The following is a 21,515-nucleotide window of genomic DNA, read 5'->3' as shown; positions in this document are numbered from 1 at the left end:
TTGGTATGACAAAAAAAATTGCTGTCTTTACTGGTACAAGAGCTGAATATGGTTTGCTATATTGGTTAATGCAAGACATTAAAGATGATAATGCTCTTGAACTCCAGGTTTTAGTCAGCGGGATGCATTTGTCTCCTGAATTTGGCTTAACATGGCATCAGATAGAAGAAGATGGTTTTAAGATTGATGAAAAAGTAGAAATCTTACTATCTTCGGATAGTGCTGTTGGGGTAGTGAAAAGTATAGGGCTTGGCCTAATTGGATTTGCCGATGCATTAACCAGGATGAAACCTGATCTGATTATCATTCTAGGAGATCGGTATGAAGCTTTTGCGGCAGCTCAGGCAGCGATGTTTTTAAAAATACCAATCTTTCATTTACATGGTGGAGAAATTACTGAAGGTGCCTATGATGATGCGATTAGGCATGCAATAACGAAACTAAGTTATTTGCACGGAGTATCAACTGAGGAATATCGGACAAGAGTCATTCAATTGGGCGAGGAACCTAATAGAGTATACAATGTTGGCGCGTTAGGCCTTGAACATCTTCACCGTACAAAACTACTAAGTTTAGATGCATTAAGTAAATCATTAAAATTTTCGCTTGATCGCCCTTATTTTCTTGTCACATACCACCCTGTTACTCTTGCAAATGAATCTCCAAAGCGTTCATTTGAAGCATTATTAGATGCACTTGATGAGTTTAAAGATCACAAAGTGATTATTACTTACCCGAATTCGGATGACGGTGGTAGGCAAATAATTCCAATTCTAGAAAAATATGCGAAAACTCAAGTGGAAAGAGTCTATGCCATTCCATCTTTGGGACAGCTACGCTATCTTTCAGCCTTAAAATACAGTTCAATGGTAATTGGGAATTCTTCAAGTGGTATTATTGAGGCGCCATCGTTTTGTGTCCCGACAATAAACATCGGCTCTCGGCAAAATGGCAGATTAGCGGCAAATTCAGTCATTAATTGTCAACCAAATAAATATGATATAGTTGAGGCAATTAAAACAGCTGTTCAAATGAAAGATGAATTTAATTCTCTAAAAATTGATAATCCTTATGGGGAAGGTGATTCGAGTAAGAAAATCATTAATGCTATTAAGGCCCTCGACTTTCAACCCATGAAAAAATTTCACGATTTAGGATAATTATTATGACTCTTATCATTGCAGAGGCCGGTGTAAATCACAATGGTCAGCGTGACCTGGCTTTTCGTTTGATCGATGCAGCACACAATGCTGGTGCAGATATAGTTAAGTTTCAAACATTTAAATCTCAAAATCTGGTTACAGCAAGTGCTGCTCAAGCTGAATATCAAGTTACAAATACTAATAAAACTGAATCACAGCTAGCCATGTTAAGCCGATTAGAGCTATCTTATGAAACCCATAAGGAACTAATTGACTATTGCAATCAATTAGGAATTGAATTCTTATCAACTGCATTTGATGAGGATAGTTTAAAATTTTTGGTGAATGACTTAAAATTAAAAACATTAAAAATACCTTCAGGGGAGATAACAAACGCTCCCTTTGTATTATCACATGCATTGACCGGCTGCAATATTATGCTATCTACCGGAATGGCAACATTGTCCGAAATTGAAGATGCTCTGGGTGTACTGGCATTTGGATTTATTTCTAGTGGGAATGTAATACCTTCACGCACCGAATTTCAAAAAGCATATTCATCGGATGCAGGACAGCGTGCTCTGAAAGAAAAGGTACGTATATTACATTGTACTACTGAATACCCTGCACCAATGAATGAAATAAATCTTAAGGCGATGGATTCTTTGGCTGTAGCCTTTGGCTTACCGACCGGTTATTCAGACCATAGTCAGGGTATTACTATCCCAGTAGCAGCTGTTGCCAGAGGTGCAGTGATAATCGAAAAACATTTTACTCTTGATAGAAATATGGAAGGACCAGATCACAAAGCGTCTTTAGAACCAGACGAGCTTGCTGAAATGGTTAAGGCAATTAGAAACGTCGAATTAGCTTTAGGTGATGGAGTAAAAAGACCAACAGCCTCGGAGCAAAAAAATAAATCGATAGCACGACGCAGCATTGTTGCTGTGAAAGATATTAGTGCGGGATCTTATTATAGCAACGAAAATATTTCGGTCAAACGTCCCGGAGATGGTATTTCTCCGTATGAATTCTGGGATATGCTAGGGAAAATGGCAAAAAAAGATTATTGCGAAGGTGACAGAATTAGCAATGACTAAAACAATTGCACTATTGGGGGGGGGAGGGCATGCCTCCGTAATAGCAGATGTCTTGCTCAAGCTTGAGTATAAAATAGAAGTTATTGTTGATAAACAGCTAACTTTAAATCGTGAAATTTTTAAAGGAATTCCCGTTATTTCTGATAATCTTTTTTTCAGTAAATATTTACCAGGGACAATTAAAGTTGCTAATGGATTAGGCTTTGTGCCTGGTTCTTGTAAAAGAAATACGATCTTTGCAAAATTAAAAGCTATGGGTTATGTGTTCGAAACAATAGTATCTAAGGACGCCTTAGTTTCATCGCATTCAGAATTAGACGAAGGTGTGCAAGTTTTACCCGGAGCAATAATTCAGCCCGGCGTTAGGCTGGGTGAGAATACGATTATCAATACACGCGTCATCATCGAGCATGATACAATTATCGGTAATAACTGCCATATCTCCCCTGGTGGGGTCTTATGCGGTGGTGTAAATTGTGGCGACAATGTATTTATAGGCGCTAATGCGACTGTTATACAAAATATAAATATTGGAGACGAAAGCATTGTTGGTGCTGCAGCTCTTGTCCGGAAAAATATTCTTCCTAAATCAACTTTTTACTAAACATTATGATTACTCTTTAGTCAGGGGGATACAATGAAAAAAAAATGGCAAAAAGTTCTTATATCACCAAATGACAGTATTCGAAGTGCACTGAAAATTATTAATGACGAAGCCTTACGGATAGGCCTTGTTATAGATGATGAGAGTAGGTTACTTGGAGTGCTGACCGATGGAGATATCCGTCGTGGAATTTTGAAAAATGTTGACCTTGATGCAAATGTAAGCTGCGTGATGAATAAATCACCCGTTACTGCAACTGTTGAAACAACGAAAACACAGCTGATTCAGCTCATGTCTAATAGATCTATTTTGGCGATACCAATTATTGATCCTCAATCTGGGAAAGTTCTTGGGCTAGAAACGTATGAAACAAGTATTGAGAAACGTAGCTATAAAAACCCAATTTTTATCATGGCGGGAGGATTTGGCACTCGGTTAAAACCCTTAACAGATAATTGCCCAAAACCAATGCTTAAAGTTGGTGATAAACCAATTTTAGAGACACTTTTAACTCAGTTTATCGCCTCTGGATTTGAGAATATATATATATCTACGCATTACATGCCAGAGTATATTTCTGATTATTTTGGTGATGGCTCTAAATGGGGTGTGAAGATAACCTATGTATATGAGGCAGAGCCATTAGGTACTGGCGGTGCACTCGGGCTTTTACCTAAAGATATTGATGATTTGCCGTTGATCATGATTAATGGCGATGTGCTTACTACGTTAAATATTGAGAAGCTATTGCAATTTCATATTGAATCAAAATCAATAGCGACAATGTGCGTGCGAGAATACGAATATCAAATTCCATATGGAGTTGTGCGAGGAAAAGGTAATGTTATTACGGACATGGTTGAGAAGCCAATTCAGAAGTTTTTTGTAAATGCCGGGATTTATGTCGTTAATCCAGAAATATATAAAAATGTTGCAGCAAATATAAAGATTGATATGCCAACTTTATTAGAGCAACAAATAAAAATGGATAAACAAGTAACAATGTTCCCAATCCATGAATACTGGTTAGATATTGGCCGTATGGACGACTTTTATAAAGCGCAACAAGATATACAAGGGTTGTATTTATAATGATGAAGATAGCGATAATTCCTGCAAGAGGCGGGAGTAAAAGGCTTCCGGGTAAGAACATTAAAAACCTTTGTGGCCGCCCTTTAATTGAATGGACAATAGATGCGGCCTTAAAATCTGAGCTATTCGATAGGATAATAGTTAGTACGGACTCAGAGCAGATTCGAGATATCTCTATACGAGCTGGAGCGGAAGTTCCTTACCTTCGTTCGCCTGAACTTTCATCTGATACAGCAACGACAAATGATGTGGTAACAGATATAATTAGATGGCTAGAAGAAACTGGCGTTGAAGTTTCTACTGTTATGATATTACAGCCAACTTCTCCACTAAGAACCGAGACTGATATAGCAAAAGCTTTCGATTTAATGAATGAAAAAAAAGCTAGGGCTATAGTTTCAGTATGTGAAGTCGAACATCCTATCCAATATTGTAATACCTTGCCTAATGACTTATCAATGGATAATTTCATCCCGGCTATTAATATTCAACGTTCTCAAGACTTACCCACATATTATAGGCTAAATGGCTCCATTTATTTGTTTAATAGAGATTATGTTTCTAATATTAATAATCTCTACAGCAAGGGAACATTTGCATATATAATGAATCGGTTTAATTCCATTGATATTGATGAGCAAATAGATTTTGAATTGGCTGAAATACTACTGTCTAAAAGAGTTGATTAATACAGGTATCCTATGTCATTTCTAAAGAAATCATCAGTATATTTGATTTCAAACATATTAAATGCATCAATACCCTTTATTCTATTACCAATTTTGACTCGATATCTTACGACATCTGAGTATGGAAAAATTGCTATTTTCCAAACCATCATTACAGGACTGGTTTCAGTTATAGCATTCAACACTCTTGGTGCAACCGCTCGGGTTTTTTTCGATAAAAAAGATGAACATTATCTAAAGAACTACAATGGTGCTTGTTTTTGTCTCTTGATTTTAAGTTTAGCAATTATTATTCCTTTAACTTTTATTTTTTCAACAGGTCTGGTATTTTTTACTGGAATAGATAGGAACTGGATTCTCGCGGCTATATTTATAAGTGGCATAAATTTTGTAGTTCAATTTCGGTTAAACCAATGGCAGATTACTGAAAAAGCAATATCATTTGGCTTGTTGCAAATTGGGCAAAGCCTTCTTCTTTTTATATTTACATTAATATTTGTTGTTTTTCTTGCGCGACATGCTGAAGGGCGAATTGAAGCGCAGATGTATTCAATGATGATTATTTTTGTAATTACTATTCTTCTGATCCAAAAAGATAAACTGCTCAGTTTTAGAAATATCAAGAAAGGCATGTTTTTAGATGCATTAAGCTTTAGCGTCCCTCTAATACCACATGTTTTTGGCATGTATCTTATTAGTTCAGTTGATCGGTTTTTCATAAACTCGAAATTGGGATCTGATCAAGCTGGTATATACATGGTTGCAATGCAATTGAGTATGGGAATGGTGATTGTTTTCGATGCTGTAAATAAAGCATTTATGCCATGGCTTTTTAAGGAACTAAGCAATAGTTCTTTTATTCAAAGAAAACATATCGTTAGCAAAACATATTATTACTTTATTTTATTAATCTTTATTGGTATTTTATCATTTTTAATTTCTCCATATGTTTTAACTTTAATTGCTGGTGAGAAATATAAGGCTGGAAAGTTGGTTATAGGGTGGTTATGCTTAGGGCAAGTTTTTCTTGGCATGTATTTAATGGTAACCAATTATTTGTTTTATGCAAAAAAAACAGGACAGTTATCAGTATTAACTATAGCCTGTGGCGTATTTAACGTAATTCTCCTCTTGTGCTTAATTGCTCCATTGGGTATCGAAGGAGTAGCAATTTCCTTTGCAGTTTCGATGCTTTTACGTTTTTTGGGAACTTGGTTCCTTGCTTATAAAACAAAACTTGTACCATGGACTTTAGGGAATGTATGATGGAAAATAGTCGTAAGTCACCATTATCTAAATTTTGCGTTATTAATAATATTCATGGTCTTTTCATATATTATCTTTTAAATCCTGAAGATTTTAAAAAAACAACCTTTATTATTTCGGATGGGATTTCGAAAGATATTCAAAAGAAATTACCCACAACAATTGTCTTTCCTTCATTTAATAATTACCCTAAATTAATTAGCCTCTTGCTAAGAGTCATTTATTATAATTACAAAAAAATTTTGCTGCATTTTAGTAGACAAAATATTCAAGTATATGGGCATGATCACTTATATTTCTCTCAACTATATATCAAACACAGTAACAGCTTTATCTTAATTGAAGATGGGTTGGCAAATTACTCCTCTACGAAGGTTAGTCGTTATTCTTTTATTAGAGAAATTTTATTCGGTTCAAAAGGTCCATTTTTTGGATGGAGTGATGATATTGATAAAATAATTCTTTCAGGCATTGTTACCATACCGGAAAGAATCAGCAATAAAGTTACTGAGATTGATATTACAAATGAATGGAACCACCTAACATTCATACAGAAAAATTATTTTTTAGATCTATTTTCTGAAGAACCTTATATTCCTCTCTCTAAGGTTGTTATTTTCACTCAGCCTTTTTCTGAAGACGGGATGATGACTGAGCATGAAAAAATTGAAATCTATAAAATTATTTATGAACATTATTGTAGTATTTATAGTAAAAACGAAATTTGCATAAAATCTCACCCACGAGAACAAACTAATTATTCTAAATATTTTGACTGTGCTTCAATTCAATCGAAGATCCCTGGTCAGATAATGATTTTAATTGATCAACCTGAGGTATTAGCAACAATCTATTCAAGCGTAGGTTTTGTAAAAGGTAGTGCTCAAGCGCATGTATGGGGAACCTCTTTTAACGAGTTTCTTTTGAAAAAAGTAGGTAAGTTTGAAGGAAACTATAATGGATTTAAAAGAAATGAGAAAAATTGTTGTTATTCATCCATTGGATGATAGTTATGGGGCAACGAAGATTTTATCTTATGTAATCTCTATTTTGTCAAATTATTTTTTGATTGAAGTATGGTATAAAAATGATAAAAAGTGCCTGGAGGCCTTTCTCCTACAACAGTCAAGTAAAATGGAAAATATAAACTATAATAGAGTTACTAGTATTCCCGTTGTGCATAGTAAAATTTTTACTGCAAATGGTGTTTTTTGTCTTTTTAAAGATTTCATAGAGTTCAGTTTTCATCTCTTCAGAAATAAAAAAAAGTATGATTTAATTTATATTAATACATATGCTGCTGGTTTGGTTGCATTTGTCTGTAAATTATTGCGCGCAAAAAATATTATCCATTGCCATGAGAATCAGAAACAAAAATTTTCAGGCAGGGCGTTGGCTTTTTTGGTAAGAAAAAGCGCAAATCAAATCATTTGTGTATCTAATGTTGTGAAAGAGTATGTTACTAATGGCAATAAGAAAATATGTGCCAGTGTTGTGAAAAATGGGGTTTCCGATATTTTTGAAAATTCTATTAATGAAAAGCGCATTGATCAAGCTAATCCAAAATTTCTTATAGTAGGTAGAGTTATGCCTGAAAAAGGATATTGGTTGTTAGCCGATGCAGTTAAAAAACTCACAAATAATGGAAACCAAAGTATTCAAGTTGATGCTTATGGAGATGCACCACCTAATCGTTCTTACTTACTCGAAGAGTATCGTAATTATCTAAAAGAAAATGATATAGATCACCACATCAGGTTACTCGGTTTCAGTGAAAGCGCTGATCGCGAAATGTTTAATTATGATGTAGTTTTGGTCCCATCGGTCATGAGTGATCCTTTTCCGACAACAGTGTTGGAAGCAATGCGAGCGAAGTGCGTAGTGATTACAACTTCACACGGAGGAGCTGCAGAAATAATTAGCAATAATTATAATGGAATACTTATCGATAAAGACGATAGTGATGCTTTTGCTGAAGTATTAAAAAATATATGCCAGCAAAACGTTGATGTTGAGCTCTTGGCTTCGAGAGCCAGAGATTATTACACCAGTAACCTTACTAAAGCTCACTTTGAAAAGAATATCCTTAATCATGTTCAAAAATTCATAAAAGATCATATCGATGAATAACATTTTTAAAACAGTGTTTTTATTATTAACTGCAATTTATCTCTTTTCAATGACATTTGATGGTGTATTAATTCGACAAGTTGTAACTGTCCTTTTTTTGGCATTTTCTCTTTTACTATTTATCTTTGATAAGACTTACTTTTCTCCAGGCATTATTGTTGGAATCGCTATTCTTATAATCATTTTCTCTGTATCAGCTTTATTATCACCAAACGATGACTGGAAACTAAAAGTCTACTTTATATTTTCTGGTGTGGCTTTTTTAGCATTTTCATACGCTTTGTATATTTTAGATTATAAACGCTATTTCTTTCACTTTTTTGTGTTGGCTTGCACGTTAATTATTATTAGGCTGCTAATTACTCATGATGAAAATATAATTTTCTTTGAGGCTAGTAGGAATATTGTAGCAACTTTTATTATTTTCCCAGTTGTTGGTAGTTTTTTGTTCACTTTACAAAATAGAAGTTTACTACCAATGGCTATTATTACTGTATTTATGTGCTTTCTATTAAAAGGAAGAACTGCTTTATTAATATCTGCTGTAATTCTTTGCGTTGCGTTATATAAAACTTTTGGTTTGAAAGGAATGGTGATTGTTATACTGCTTTGCTCGCCTTTCATGATGTTTATTGATGTAGGTTCTCTTAACGAAAGGATTGCTGATAATACTAACTTTTCTGAAGGGTTAAAAACTACACGAAGTGTTATTTATAATGAGTATTTTTCTAATTTCAGTTTGACAGATTTTGTTTTAGGTCGTTCATTTAATGGAATGGAAATAATCAATATATTAAATAATAACCCTCATAATTCTTTTATATTAATACATTCATTATTTGGTTTTCTACCTGTCTTATTACTTCTAATCCTTTTTTTATTTGTGACATTAAAAACACTAGTTCGTTATGGTGCAATATGTGCTTTGCTGTTTGCATTAATTCCTATTAAAGCAATGACAGATAGTGTGATTTTTTTCAATTTGTTAGATGTTTTTTATATGTTCCCTATTATGTTGTTAATGAATGGAAAGCGAACAATTAATTCAGTTGGCGCGAAGAATGAAGGTTATTAATGAAAAAAATATCTATAATTGGTATTGTTGGTATTCCAGCCTCTTATGGTGGGTTTGAGTCACTTGTAGAGAACCTGACGAGATTTTCTAGTGATGATATTGACTATCAAGTTTATTGCTCATCAAAGCAACTTCCAACTCGCTTGGAACACCATAATGGAGCTACATTAAAATATATTCCTTTAAAAGCAAACGGAATTCAAAGTGTTGCATATGATATTGTTTCGATCATGCATACCTTGAAAACTAAACCAGATGTAATACTGGTACTTGGCGTTTCTGGTGCAATTATTTTTCCAATATTTAAGCTTTTTAGTCGTAGCAAAATCATTACCAATATTGATGGATTGGAGTGGCGGCGTGAAAAATGGGGCAAATTTGCGCGTTTATTCTTAAAGTTTTCCGAATATATAGCCATTAAATTTTCTGACGTAATTATCACCGACAATCAAGCTTTGTCTGATTATGTTTATAGCAAATATAATCTACGGAGCGAAGTTATTGCATATGGTGGTGACCACGCAATTAGTGTTGATGAGCTTTTAGAGCCAACTGGAACTGATTATTTTCTCCATGATGATGAAGAATTCTTCCTAAGCATCTGTCGGATAGAGCCTGAAAATAATATACATTTAATTCTTGATTCTTTTACTAAAACTGAAAAAAAGATCAAGTTCATTGGCAATTGGAACTCGAGCGAATATGGACGTGCGCTAGTTGAGAAATACAATCATTTCTCTAATATCGAGCTAATAAATCCAATTTATGATATAAAATTGCTTTATCAAATAAGGATGTCTTGTTCTGGCTATCTTCATGGACATTCTGCTGGAGGTACGAACCCATCCTTAGTTGAAGCAATGCATTTTGGTAAACCAATATACGCATTCGATTGCAGCTTTAACCGTTTCACAACCGAAGGGCAAGCTTTTTATTTCACTGATAGTGATAATCTTGTACAACTTTTGAATGATCCTCAGCTTAAAATTTATGAAAATTCTGCTGCAATGCAGGAAATTGCAGAGCGTAGATATACATGGCAGATTATAACCAGTCAGTACGAAAGCCTGTACTAAAAGTAAGGTTGACATGCAATGCATTGATAATAAATAATTTTATTTAAAGAGCATCTTCCACTACCTTTCTCCATAAATCCTGAGTTAACATCATAGATACATTCAAGCCGCGTATTTTTCGTGGCGACCATCCCTGACAGGAGTATGTAATGTCCAAGCAACAAATCGGCGTTGTCGGTATGGCAGTGATGGGGCGCAACCTGGCGCTCAACATCGAAAGCCGTGGTTATACCGTCTCCGTTTTCAACCGCTCCCGTGATAAGACCGAAGAAGTGATTGCTGAGAACCCGGGCAAGAAACTTGTTCCTTTCTATACGGTGAAAGAGTTTGTTGAGTCCCTGGAAACGCCTCGTCGTATCCTGTTAATGGTGAAAGCGGGCGCAGGTACCGATGCTGCTATCGACTCTCTGAAACCTTTCCTCGAAAAAGGCGACATTATTATTGATGGCGGTAACACCTTCTTCCAGGACACCATTCGTCGCAACCGTGAACTGTCTGCTGAAGGTTTTAACTTCATCGGTACCGGTGTTTCCGGTGGTGAAGAGGGCGCACTGAAAGGCCCATCTATCATGCCTGGTGGTCAGAAAGAGGCGTACGAACTGGTTGCGCCAATCCTGACAAAAATCGCTGCGGTTGCTGAAGATGGCGAGCCGTGTGTGACCTATATTGGTCCAGACGGTGCGGGCCATTACGTGAAGATGGTTCACAACGGCATCGAATACGGCGATATGCAACTCATCGCAGAAGCTTACTCTCTTCTGAAAGGCGGCCTGAACCTCTCTAACGAAGAGCTGGCTGAAACCTTTACCGAGTGGAACAAAGGTGAGCTGAACAGCTACCTGATTGACATCACCAAAGATATCTTCACCAAGAAAGATGAAGAGGGTAAATACCTGGTTGATGTGATTCTGGACGAAGCTGCGAACAAAGGTACCGGTAAATGGACCAGCCAGAGCTCTCTGGATCTGGGTGAACCGCTGTCTCTGATCACCGAATCCGTCTTTGCACGTTACATTTCTTCCCTGAAAGAGCAGCGTGTTGCGGCGTCCAAAGTATTGTCTGGCCCACAGGCTAAATCCGCCGGTGAAAAAGCTGAATTTGTCGAGAAAGTTCGCCGCGCTCTGTACCTGGGTAAAATCGTCTCCTACGCGCAGGGCTTCTCTCAGCTGCGTGCCGCGTCAGACGAGAACAACTGGGATCTGAACTACGGTGAGATCGCGAAGATCTTCCGCGCAGGTTGCATCATTCGTGCACAATTCCTGCAGAAAATCACCGATGCTTATGCGGAAAACGCGGGTATTGCTAACCTTCTGCTGGCGCCATACTTCAAGAAGATTGCCGACGAATACCAGCAGGCGCTGCGTGACGTTGTGGCTTACGCTGTGCAGAACGGTATTCCGGTTCCGACCTTCTCCGCAGCAGTGGCGTACTACGACAGCTACCGTGCTGCCGTTCTGCCTGCGAACCTGATTCAGGCACAGCGCGACTATTTTGGCGCGCATACCTATAAGCGTACTGATAAAGAAGGTGTATTCCATACCGAATGGATGGAATAAGTTAAATAACGCGTTGTAATTAAGGCCCGGAGCTCGTCTCCGGGTTTTTTTTACGCAAAATTTGGCTCGCGATACTCGAAGTAGTCTGAATGTCATCCTGCGAGCAGGGATTACTCCTGGTTTGCCTTGACAGTTCTGTTGGCCAGGAGGTACAAAGCCCAACAGTCAGATTTATCGCGATGGTCAGGCGGCCATCAGTACAGTTAACTCACAGAAGTCATTAGCGAATGAAAATAACAATCTCCGGAACAGGCTATGTCGGTCTCTCAAACGGCATTCTGATTGCCCAGAACCATGAAGTGGTTGCGCTGGACATCGTACAGTCCAAAGTGGATATGCTGAATCAGAAGAAATCGCCGATTGTAGACAAAGAAATCCAGGATTACCTTTCGAACAAACCGCTGAATTTCCGTGCTACCACCGATAAAGAAGATGCTTATCGTGATGCGGACTTTGTCATCATTGCGACCCCAACAGACTACGATCCAAAAACCAACTATTTCAACACTTCGACGGTTGAAGCGGTGATCAAAGACGTTATCGCGATTAATCCGAATGCAGTGATGATCATTAAGTCGACCATTCCGGTCGGTTTCACTAAATCAATCAAAGAAGAGTTGGGTATTGATAATGTCTTCTTCTCGCCAGAGTTTCTGCGCGAGGGCAGGGCGTTATACGATAACCTGCACCCATCCCGTATCGTGATCGGTGAGCGCTCTGAGCGTGCGGAGCGTTTTGCTGCTCTCCTTCAGGAAGGCGCAATCAAGAAAGATATCCCGGTGCTGTTTACCGATTCCACTGAAGCCGAAGCGATCAAGCTGTTCGCGAATACCTACCTGGCAATGCGCGTGGCTTACTTCAACGAGCTGGACAGCTATGCCGAGAGTCTGGGCCTGAATACCCGCCAGATCATCGAAGGCGTGTGCCTCGACCCGCGTATCGGCAACCATTACAACAACCCGTCGTTTGGCTATGGCGGCTACTGCCTGCCAAAAGATACCAAACAGTTGCTGGCGAACTATCAGGCTGTGCCAAACAATTTGATTTCCGCGATTGTGGATGCCAACCGCACGCGTAAAGACTTCATTTCCGATTCCATTCTCGCGCGTCAGCCGAAAGTGGTGGGCGTATATCGCCTGATCATGAAGAGCGGTTCTGATAACTTCCGCGCCTCTTCCATTCAGGGGATCATGAAGCGTATTAAGGCCAAAGGCGTTCAGGTAATTATTTATGAGCCAGCGATGCAGGAAGATGAATTCTTCCATTCCCGTGTTATTCGTGACCTGGATGCGTTCAAACAGGAAGCGGATGTGATTATCTCTAACCGTATGGCGGAAGAACTGGCCGACGTGGCGGATAAAGTGTATACCCGCGATCTGTTTGGTAGCGACTGAGTCTCTGCTTAAGGCGCATAAAAAAACCGGCACTTGCCGGTTTTTTTGTTTTTATACTTTGTAGAAGTCGCGATACCAGTCAACGAAATTCTTCACGCCTTCTTTAACGGAAGTCTGCGGTTTGAAGCCAATAACGTCATACAGCGCTTTAGTATCTGCGCTGGTTTCTAGTACGTCACCCGGCTGGATTGGCATCATATTCTTTTCTGCCTCTATCCCGAGCGCCTCTTCAAGAGCCGTAATGTAATCCATCAGTTCAACCGGAGAGCTGTTTCCGATGTTATAGACGCGATAAGGCGCAGAGCTGGTTGCCGGTGAACCGGTTTCAACGGTCCAGTTTGCATCGGCCTGAGGGATAACATCCTGCAGACGGATAATGGCTTCGGCGATATCATCAATGTAAGTGAAGTCGCGCTTCATCTTACCGTAGTTGTAGACATCAATGCTTTTGCCTTCAATCATCGCTTTAGTGAACTTAAACAGCGCCATATCCGGACGACCCCACGGACCGTACACGGTAAAGAAACGCAGGCCCGTCGTGGGCAGGTTGTACAGGTGGGAATAGGTATGCGACATCAGTTCATTGGCTTTTTTGGTCGCGGCATAAAGTGAGACAGGGTGGTCGACCGAATCGTCAGTCGAAAAAGGCATCTTGCGATTCAGACCGTAAACGGAGCTGGAAGATGCATACAGAAGATGTTGTACCTTGTGATGGCGACAGCCTTCCAGCACGTTGAGATGCCCTACCAGGTTGGCATCTGCATAGGCGTGAGGGTTTTCAAGCGAGTAGCGTACACCTGCCTGTGCGGCCAGGTGGATGACGCGATCAAATTTCTCACGGGTGAACAGTGTGGCCATGCCTTCACGGTCGGCCAGGTCCAGCTTGTGGAAGGCGAAATTGTCAGATGTCAGCAGATCCAGACGTGCCAGCTTAAGATTGACATCATAGTAGTCATTCAGGTTATCAATACCGACGACCTGATGACCGGCATCCAGGAGTCGTTTGCTGACATTTGCGCCGATAAAGCCTGCTGCACCCGTTACCAGAAATTTCATACCTTCCCTCATAAAAATGTGTTCTTACTGATGCCATAACGCATCACATTGCGTCTATCATAGCGCGGCGGATGCCAGTTACATAACCCATCTTTCCGATTTAACTCATCGGATTCTTATAGAAAAATCCGTAGCAACAGATACACTATGTGAACATGTTTATTTTTGCCCTTTTTTATCTGTTAGGGATTGTATGACGCAGAACAACAATAGCCTGGTCAGCAGAAGTAATGACCGGGAGCAAATTGATTTACTTGATATCGTGCTGCAACTGTGGCGTGGAAAGTGGTTAATTGGAGCTTTTATCGCTTTTTTTATCCTACTGGCGGGCGTTTATATCACCACAGCTAAAGAAAAATGGACATCGTCCGCGATCATTGCTCAACCTGATGCCGCTCAGATTGCAACGTATGCAAACGCGTTGAATATCCTTTATGGTGGAGCCGCACCATCGATTCTGGATATCCAAACTCGTGCAATTAGTCGTTTTAATTCATCTTTTTCAGCATTAGCGCAGGCGCTTGAAAATCAGGAAATGCCGGAAAAGCTGACCATCGATTCCACGGTTAAGGGACAAGCATTTCCATTGACCGTCAGCTATGTAGGTGAATCTGCTGAAGCAGCTCAAAAGCAGCTTGCACAGTATATTCAGCAGGTTGATGAACAGACGGCGAAAGAACTGGCGCTTGATCTAAAAGATAACATTAAGCAGCAGATCACAACACTGAATGACTCGCTGGAGAACCAGGAGAAAGTCTCTCAGGAGCAAAAAGATCTGCGCATTAAACAGATTACGGAAGCGCTGAAGAACGCTGAAGCGGCCAAAATCACTTCTCCACAGATTCAGCAAACTCAGGACGTGACGCAGGAAACCATGTTCCTGTTAGGCAGCGAAGCGTTGAAATCGATGATTGAAAACGAAGCTTCACGTCCGCTGGTGTTCTCTGGAGCGTACTATCAGACTAAGCAGAACTTGCTGGATATCGAGAAGTTGAATGTTAACCCGGACACCATTCATGTCTATCGCTATGTCATGAAACCGGATCTTCCTATCTATCGTGACAGTCCGAAAAAGGCCATCACTCTGATCCTTGCTGTCCTGCTTGGCGGGATTATCGGTTCGGGTGTGGTGCTGGGCCGCAACGCATTGCGGAACTACAAACCAAAAGCGTGATTCTCATCAGATAAAAAAACCGGGGAAATTCCCCGGTTTTTTTATTTATGTCTCTTACGTAGATTCTCAATCACCGCCGTTAAATCAAGGTCCTGATCCTGCAGCAGCACCAGCAGGTGATACATCAAATCCGACGCCTCGTTGGTCAGCTCCTCGCGGTCATGCACGGTCGCGGCCAGCGCTGTCTCAACGCCTTCTTCCCCCACCTTTTGTGCGATACGTTTGGTTCCGCTGGCGTAGAGTTTCGCCGTATACGAACTTTCAGGATCCGCCGTTTTACGCTCAGCAAGTAACTGTTCCAGCTGATACAGGAACAGCCACTGGTGGCTTGCGTCGCCGAAGCAGCTGCTGGTGCCCTTGTGGCAGGTTGGGCCGATCGGATTCGCCAGTACCAGAAGCGTATCGTTATCGCAGTCCGGCGTAATGCTGACCACATTAAGGAAATGGCCAGAGGTTTCCCCTTTGGTCCACAAGCGTTGTTTGGTACGCGAGAAAAAGGTGACCTTGCCGCTGTCGATGGTTTTGGTTAGTGCATCCTGGTTCATATATCCCAGCATCAGCACTTCACCTGAAACAGCATGCTGTACAACCACTGGCAGTAATCCGTCAGTTTTTTCCCAGTCCAGCTGCGCCTGTTGTTGCTCTGTTAACATACCCTGATCTCCACGCCCTGGTCGGCCAGGTACGTTTTTAACTCACCAATATTGATAATCTGTTTGTGGAACACGGAGGCCGCCAGCGCGCCGTCAACGTTTGCATCGCGGAAGGCTTCGAGGAAGTGTTCCATGGTGCCCGCGCCGCCGGAGGCTATCAGCGGGACATGACAAACCGCGCGGACTTTTTTCAGCTGCTCCAGGTCGTAGCCGTTACGCACGCCGTCCTGGTTCATCATGTTCAGCACAATTTCGCCTGCGCCGCGCTTCTGCACTTCCTGCACCCAGTCCAGCGTTTCCCATTGGGTTACGCGGGTCCGGCTTTCGTCGCCGGTGTACTGGTTGACATGGTATTTACCCGTTGCGGCGTCATACCAGGTGTCAATCCCCACGACAATACACTGTACGCCAAAGCGATCGGCCAGACGGGTAATCAGCTCCGGGTCTGCCAAAGCAGGGGAGTTAATGGAAATCTTATCGGCACCAAAGGAGAGGATTTTTGCCGCGTCTTCCGCAGATTTAATCCCGCCTGCCACGCAGAAGGGAATATCAATCACTTCTGCCACGCGCGCCACCCAGCTTTTATCCACGACGCGGCCATCGCTGGAGGCGGTGATATCGTAAAACACCAGCTCATCTGCGCCTTCTTCAGCGTAGCGTTTTGCCAGCGGGACGATATCGCCAATGATTTCATGGTTGCGGAACTGCACGCCTTTCACTACCTGGCCGTCACGTACGTCCAGGCAAGGGATTATCCGTTTTGCCAGCATTGAATCGCCTCCGTCACAGTAAATTTACCTTCCAGCAGGGCCCGGCCCACAATCACGCCCTGTACGCCCGTTCCGCGCAGCGCGGCAATATCAGTGATATCACCAATACCGCCCGACGACTGGAAGGCCACCTGCGGATAACGTGCGCAGACTTCTTGGTATAAAGAAACGTTAGAGCCTGCCAGCGTGCCGTCGCGGGAGATATCGGTGCACAGCACGTGCTTCAGGCCAACGGGCAGATACCTCTCAACCAGCTCTTCCAGCGTCACCCCGGAATTTTCCTGCCAGCCGCTGACTGCGACCTGCTTGTTACCCTGCTCGTCGATACGAACATCCAGCGCCAGCACCAGCGCGTCAGCGCCAAAGCGGCGGAACCAGGCTTTAACCTTTTCAGGATCGTTAACGGCAGTCGAGCCGACGACCACACGCGCCACGCCAGCGTCCAGCAGCGCCGCAACGTCATCTTCCGTACGCACGCCACCGCCTACCTGGACGGGCACATCCACGCCGGCCACCAGTTTTTTAAGAAGTGGGATTTGACGTTTTGTCGGATCTTTTGCGCCTGTCAAATCCACCAGGTGCAGCACCTGCGCGCCCTGGGCGGCGTAATCCTGCAGACGTGGCAAGGGATCGTTACCGTAGTCGCGTTGCTGCCCGTAATCGCCCTGATGGAGACGGACAACCGTGCCGTCGATTAAATCTAAAGCGGGAATAATCATTACATCTCCAGGAAGTTTTTCAGCAACTGTGCACCTGCGGCACCGGAGCGTTCCGGGTGAAACTGCACGCCGAAGAAGTTATCTTTCTGCACCGCCGCGGTAAATGCTTCGCCGTAATTGCACTGGGCAATGGTGTACGTATTTACCGGCATGGCGTAGCTGTGCACGAAGTAAAAATAGGCCCCGTCTTCAATGCCGCGAAACAGTCTGTCACCGGCTTTGGCATAAACACGGTTCCAGCCCATGTGCGGCAGAGGCAGACCGTGATCGGTCATTTTCGGCACGTCTTCGTCGATAATCCCGAGCAGATCAACGCCGTTACTCTCTTCACTGCGTCGGCCCAAGAGCTGCATGCCGAGACAAATTCCCAGCACCGGTTGAGTACAGGCTTTGATGAGACTCAACAGCTCGCGCTCGTGGATCTGATCCATCGCCGCCTGCGCTGTCCCTACGCCGGGCAGAAAAAGCTTATCGGCGCGCAGTACGACGTCCGGGTCGCGACTCACGTCCGGTGCATAGCCGTGACGGGCAATTGCCGATTTTACGGAGTTCAGGTTGGCGCATCCGGTATCCAGAATCACCACATTCATTACAGCACTCCTTTCGATGAGGGCAGGGCGTCACCTTCCACACGAATCGCCTGGCGAAGGGTACGGCCAAAGGCTTTGAACAGGCTTTCCACGCGGTGGTGGTCGTTCTTGCCCTTGGTCTTGAGGTGCAACGTCAGGCCCATGGTGTAGGACAATGAACGGAAGAAGTGTTCAACCATTTCGGTGCTGAGGTCGCCCACGCGCTGGTAGGTGAAATCCGCTTTGTATTCCAGGTGTGGGCGCCCGGAGATATCCATTGCGCAGCGCGCCAGGCACTCGTCCATCGGCAGCACAAAACCAAAACGGTTGATGCCGCGTTTGTCGCCGAGTGCCAGCTTCAGCGCTTCACCCAGCGCCAGGCCGGTATCTTCCACGGTGTGGTGATCGTCGATATACAAATCGCCTTTCACGGCGATCTCCATGCGGAAACCACCGTGGGTCGCGATCTGGTCCAGCATATGGTCAAAGAAACCCACACCGGTGTGGATCTTGCTGCCGCCTTCACGATCCAACCAGACCTTAACGTCGATTTGCGTCTCTTTGGTGTTGCGCTCAACGTGCGAGTAGCGGTCACGCTGGGTCAGTTGATCACCAATTTTTGCCCAGTTAAGGGTGGAACGGTCATAGCGCAGCCCGGAGATACCCATGTTCTCCGCCAGCGTAATATCGGTCATGCGATCGCCAATGACATAGCTATTGGCTTTATCCAGCACGTCATCCGCCAGGTAGCGTTCGACCAGCTTTACCTTCGGCTTGCGGCAGTCACATTCATCGGCAGGCAGGTGTGGGCAGATCAGCACCTCATCAAATTCAACGCCCTGAGAGGTCAGCACCTGCATCATCAGGTTATGCGGGCCGTCAAAATCCGCCTGCGGGAAACTGTCGGTACCCAGCCCGTCCTGGTTAGTGATCATCACCAGCTTATAGCCGGCTTTCTGCAGCTTGAGCAGCACCGGGATTACATCGGGTTCAAAAGCCAGTTTGTCGAAACGATCGACCTGAAAATCGGTTGGCGGCTCCGAAATAAGGGTACCGTCACGATCGATAAAGAGGGTCTTCTGGCTCATACTTTCTCCGCTTTCAGGGCGTCAATCACGCGCTGACTCTCTGCACGGGTGCCTACGGTAATACGCAAACAGCCGCTTAAGGATGGTTGTTTATTTTGGTCTCGTAAGATAATGCCCTGATCCCATAAAGATTTAAATACGGCACTCGACGCGGTAAAGCGTACCAGGATGTAGTTGGTTTCAGAGTCGAATACCTGCTCCACGCAGGGAATATCTTTCAGGGCAGTGACCAGATACTGCCGTTCTTCAAGAATTTGTGCCACGCGTTCGCGCATTGCCTTGATCCCCTGAGGGGCCAAAGCCTGCGCCGCAATGTCGGCAACCGGCGTAGAGAGTGGATATGGCGCAATCACTTTCATCAGCAGGTCGATGACTTCTTTATTGGCCAGCGTAAAGCCGCAGCGCAGGCCAGCGAGGGCGAAAGCTTTTGACAGCGTACGCAGTACAACCAGGTGCGGGTACTCCTCGAGCCAGCCAGCCAGCGTCGCCTGCGGGCAGAACTCAATATAGGCTTCGTCAGCCACCACCAGCGCTTTACCGCGCGTCATCTCCAGCAGGGTTCGAATGTCCTGCGGGTTGATAATCTGCCCGGTCGGGTTATTTGGACTGCAGACGAACACCACTTTCACGCCGTCAAGATTGTCGGCAATCCCCTGCAGATCGAGCTGCCAGTCTTCTAGCGAAAGCACGTTACGGCACGCCACGCCAAAGGTTTCTGCGCTGACGCTGTACATTCCGTAGGTTGGCTGGCAGTACATCACCGCGTCTTTACCCGGTTCGCAGAAGGCTCGGATCAGCAGTTCAATGCCTTCATCTGCCCCCCGGCTGACCAGCACCTGCTCAGGCTTTACGTCTGCGTACCGGGCGTAATTTTCGATAACCGCTTTCGGCTGGCATTCCGGATAGCGGTTCAGCGTTTGCTGCGACAGCTCGAACTGTACGGCCGTCGGGTATTCGTTGGCGTTCAGCCAGACATCACCGTTGCCACCCAGACGACGAGCAGACTGATAAGGCGTCAGGCGACGGACATTTTCGCGGGCTAATTCTTCAATGCTCATGCTTGCTCCTTCAGGGCTGCAACGCGCAGCGTAACGGCGTTTTTGTGGGCGGTCAGACGTTCGGCGGCGGCCAGGGTCTCAATGGTGGAGGCCAGAGAGGCAAACCCCTCGCGGGACAGCTCCTGTACGGTCATGCGTTTCTGGAAATCCGCCAGCCCGAGGCTCGAACAGGTTGATGTATATCCGTAGGTTGGCAGAACGTGGTTGGTGCCGGAAGCGTAATCGCCGGCGGATTCCGGTGACCAGTCGCCAAGGAAGACCGAACCTGCGCTGGTAATGCTGTCAACCAGATCGCGCGCATTGCGGGTCTGGATAATCAGGTGTTCCGGGCCGTACTGGTTGGAGATGGCAATGCACTGCGCCAGATCGCGCGCCACAATCAGGCGGCTTGCTGAGAGTGACTGGCGTGCCGTGTCGGCGCGCGGCAGATCGGCAAGCTGACGTTCAACGGCTTCACCCACGCGTTTTGCCATATCCGCATCCGGCGTCAGCAAAATAACCTGTGAGTCCGGGCCATGTTCTGCCTGGGATAACAGATCGGAGGCGACGAAGTCCGGCGTTGCACCGCTGTCGGCAATCACCAGCACCTCAGAAGGACCGGCAGGCATATCAATCGCGGCACCGTCCAGACGCTGGCTGACCTGACGCTTGGCTTCGGTCACATACGCGTTGCCCGGGCCAAAAATTTTGTCCACTTTAGGAATGGATTCGGTACCAAACGCCAGCGCGGAAATTGCCTGTGCACCCCCCACTTTATACACCGCCTGTACGCCACACAGTTTTGCCGCATAGAGAATTTCATCGGCAATCGGAGGCGGCGAGCACAGTACTACTTTCTGACAACCGGCGATGCGTGCCGGGGTTGCCAGCATTAATACGGTAGAGAACAGCGGGGCGGAACCACCGGGGATGTAAAGCCCCACCGACGCAACCGGACGCGTGACCTGCTGGCAGCGTACGCCGGGCACGGTTTCCACATCGACCGCCTGTAATATCTGCGCGGTGTGGAAGGTATCAATGTTTTTCACTGCGACGGCCATCGCCTGTTTGATCTCGTCACCGAGGCGGCTTTCCGCGTCCGTGATTTCCTGTTCGGTTACCTTTAAAGCGCCAACCTCGGTTTTATCAAACTTTGCGCTGTATTCCCGCAGCGCATCGTCGCCACGGGCTTTGACGTTATCAAGGATCTCGGCCACGGTGCGGGTAATGCTTTCTGAGGCGGAAATCGCCGGACGCATCAGCAGCGCGCGCTGTTGTTCTTGCGAACAATCGTTCCAGTTGATGATTGTGTTAAAGCTCATGGC

General features: G+C 44.1%; 21 protein-coding genes. 13 read left to right on the top strand and 8 right to left on the bottom strand.

Annotated elements, in window-relative coordinates; genetic code table 11:
- Window positions 1-5: 5 nt before the first annotated feature.
- The 12 genes from neuC (at window position 6) to ugd (ending at window position 13,124) form a co-directional block, all read left to right on the top strand.
- A complete protein-coding gene (gene neuC, locus QMG44_RS10770; protein WP_020883276.1) occupies window positions 6-1,160 on the top strand; it encodes a UDP-N-acetylglucosamine 2-epimerase in 1,155 nt (384 codons plus the stop codon).
- 5 nt (window positions 1,161-1,165) lie between these two features.
- Entirely contained in the window at window positions 1,166-2,242 is a 1,077-nt protein-coding gene (gene neuB, locus QMG44_RS10765) for an N-acetylneuraminate synthase (protein WP_086532313.1), read from the top strand.
- Entirely contained in the window at window positions 2,235-2,846 is a 612-nt protein-coding gene (locus tag QMG44_RS10760; RefSeq protein ID WP_086532314.1) for an acetyltransferase, read from the top strand. Before neuB ends, QMG44_RS10760 begins: the two co-directional genes overlap by 8 nt.
- Window positions 2,847-2,879: 33 nt before the next feature.
- The gene (locus QMG44_RS10755; protein ID WP_020883279.1) at window positions 2,880-3,938 is read left to right on the top strand and encodes a nucleotidyltransferase family protein; all 1,059 of its coding nucleotides are present in this window, start codon (window positions 2,880-2,882) and stop codon (window positions 3,936-3,938) included.
- Complete coding sequence (locus QMG44_RS10750) at window positions 3,938-4,627, top strand: cytidylyltransferase domain-containing protein (protein WP_007949888.1); 690 nt, start codon at window positions 3,938-3,940, stop codon at window positions 4,625-4,627. The genes QMG44_RS10755 and QMG44_RS10750 overlap by 1 nt, the downstream gene beginning before the upstream one ends.
- 12 nt (window positions 4,628-4,639) lie before the next feature.
- Window positions 4,640-5,893 carry a lipopolysaccharide biosynthesis protein gene (locus QMG44_RS10745; RefSeq protein WP_183516159.1) on the top strand — a complete coding sequence of 418 codons (1,254 nt, stop codon included), beginning with the start codon at window positions 4,640-4,642 and terminating at the stop codon, window positions 5,891-5,893.
- Window positions 5,893-6,900, top strand: a complete 1,008-nt coding sequence (locus QMG44_RS10740) for a polysialyltransferase family glycosyltransferase (protein WP_281853079.1) — start codon at window positions 5,893-5,895, stop codon at window positions 6,898-6,900. The genes QMG44_RS10745 and QMG44_RS10740 overlap by 1 nt, the downstream gene beginning before the upstream one ends.
- The gene (locus QMG44_RS10735) at window positions 6,851-8,023 is read left to right on the top strand and encodes a glycosyltransferase family 4 protein (RefSeq protein ID WP_086532315.1); all 1,173 of its coding nucleotides are present in this window, start codon (window positions 6,851-6,853) and stop codon (window positions 8,021-8,023) included. The genes QMG44_RS10740 and QMG44_RS10735 overlap by 50 nt, the downstream gene beginning before the upstream one ends.
- The gene (locus QMG44_RS10730; RefSeq protein ID WP_183516160.1) at window positions 8,016-9,098 is read left to right on the top strand and encodes a hypothetical protein; all 1,083 of its coding nucleotides are present in this window, start codon (window positions 8,016-8,018) and stop codon (window positions 9,096-9,098) included. Before QMG44_RS10735 ends, QMG44_RS10730 begins: the two co-directional genes overlap by 8 nt.
- Window positions 9,098-10,174 (top strand): DUF1972 domain-containing protein, encoded by a 1,077-nt coding sequence (locus QMG44_RS10725; protein WP_086532317.1) that lies wholly within the window; start codon window positions 9,098-9,100, stop codon window positions 10,172-10,174. Before QMG44_RS10730 ends, QMG44_RS10725 begins: the two co-directional genes overlap by 1 nt.
- 149 nt (window positions 10,175-10,323) lie before the next feature.
- Window positions 10,324-11,730, top strand: coding sequence for an NADP-dependent phosphogluconate dehydrogenase (gene gndA, locus QMG44_RS10720; protein ID WP_020883282.1), 1,407 nt, complete (start codon window positions 10,324-10,326; stop codon window positions 11,728-11,730).
- Between the two features lie 227 nt (window positions 11,731-11,957).
- Window positions 11,958-13,124: a UDP-glucose 6-dehydrogenase gene (gene ugd, locus QMG44_RS10715; RefSeq protein WP_020883283.1), complete on the top strand. Its 1,167-nt coding sequence runs from the start codon at window positions 11,958-11,960 to the stop codon at window positions 13,122-13,124.
- Between the two features lie 51 nt (window positions 13,125-13,175).
- On the opposite strand, the gene QMG44_RS10710 is transcribed toward ugd, so the two are convergent.
- On the bottom strand, window positions 13,176-14,180 hold the full coding sequence (locus tag QMG44_RS10710) for an NAD-dependent epimerase (protein ID WP_020883284.1): 1,005 nt from the start codon (window positions 14,178-14,180) through the stop codon (window positions 13,176-13,178).
- A gap of 193 nt (window positions 14,181-14,373) precedes the next feature.
- Between QMG44_RS10710 and wzzB the strand changes: the two genes are divergently transcribed.
- Window positions 14,374-15,354 (top strand): LPS O-antigen chain length determinant protein WzzB, encoded by a 981-nt coding sequence (gene wzzB / locus QMG44_RS10705; protein WP_086532318.1) that lies wholly within the window; start codon window positions 14,374-14,376, stop codon window positions 15,352-15,354.
- 41 nt (window positions 15,355-15,395) lie between these two features.
- Here the strand turns inward: wzzB and hisIE are convergent, their stop codons facing one another.
- The 7 genes from hisIE to hisD are packed head-to-tail and all read right to left on the bottom strand — an operon-like array spanning window position 15,396 to window position 21,512.
- A complete protein-coding gene (hisIE, locus tag QMG44_RS10700) occupies window positions 15,396-16,007 on the bottom strand; it encodes a bifunctional phosphoribosyl-AMP cyclohydrolase/phosphoribosyl-ATP diphosphatase HisIE (RefSeq protein ID WP_086532319.1) in 612 nt (203 codons plus the stop codon).
- Window positions 16,001-16,777, bottom strand: coding sequence for an imidazole glycerol phosphate synthase subunit HisF (gene hisF / locus QMG44_RS10695; protein ID WP_014170794.1), 777 nt, complete (start codon window positions 16,775-16,777; stop codon window positions 16,001-16,003). Before hisF ends, hisIE begins: the two co-directional genes overlap by 7 nt.
- Window positions 16,759-17,496: a 1-(5-phosphoribosyl)-5-[(5-phosphoribosylamino)methylideneamino]imidazole-4-carboxamide isomerase gene (gene hisA / locus QMG44_RS10690; protein WP_025203708.1), complete on the bottom strand. Its 738-nt coding sequence runs from the start codon at window positions 17,494-17,496 to the stop codon at window positions 16,759-16,761. The genes hisF and hisA overlap by 19 nt, the downstream gene beginning before the upstream one ends.
- On the bottom strand, window positions 17,496-18,086 hold the full coding sequence (hisH, locus tag QMG44_RS10685) for an imidazole glycerol phosphate synthase subunit HisH (protein ID WP_086532320.1): 591 nt from the start codon (window positions 18,084-18,086) through the stop codon (window positions 17,496-17,498). Before hisH ends, hisA begins: the two co-directional genes overlap by 1 nt.
- Window positions 18,086-19,153, bottom strand: a complete 1,068-nt coding sequence (hisB, locus tag QMG44_RS10680) for a bifunctional histidinol-phosphatase/imidazoleglycerol-phosphate dehydratase HisB (protein WP_086532321.1) — start codon at window positions 19,151-19,153, stop codon at window positions 18,086-18,088. The genes hisH and hisB overlap by 1 nt, the downstream gene beginning before the upstream one ends.
- Window positions 19,150-20,211 (bottom strand): histidinol-phosphate transaminase, encoded by a 1,062-nt coding sequence (gene hisC, locus QMG44_RS10675; protein ID WP_086532322.1) that lies wholly within the window; start codon window positions 20,209-20,211, stop codon window positions 19,150-19,152. The genes hisB and hisC overlap by 4 nt, the downstream gene beginning before the upstream one ends.
- Complete coding sequence (gene hisD / locus QMG44_RS10670; RefSeq protein WP_086532921.1) at window positions 20,208-21,512, bottom strand: histidinol dehydrogenase; 1,305 nt, start codon at window positions 21,510-21,512, stop codon at window positions 20,208-20,210. The genes hisC and hisD overlap by 4 nt, the downstream gene beginning before the upstream one ends.
- Window positions 21,513-21,515: the final 3 nt, after the last annotated feature.

Origin of the sequence: Enterobacter sp. 200527-13 (assembly GCF_027924865.1) — a bacterium.
GTDB lineage: Bacteria > Pseudomonadota > Gammaproteobacteria > Enterobacterales > Enterobacteriaceae > Enterobacter > Enterobacter ludwigii.
The sequence above is the reverse complement of the archived record's forward strand: the minus strand, read 5'-3'. Positions and strand labels throughout refer to the sequence as shown.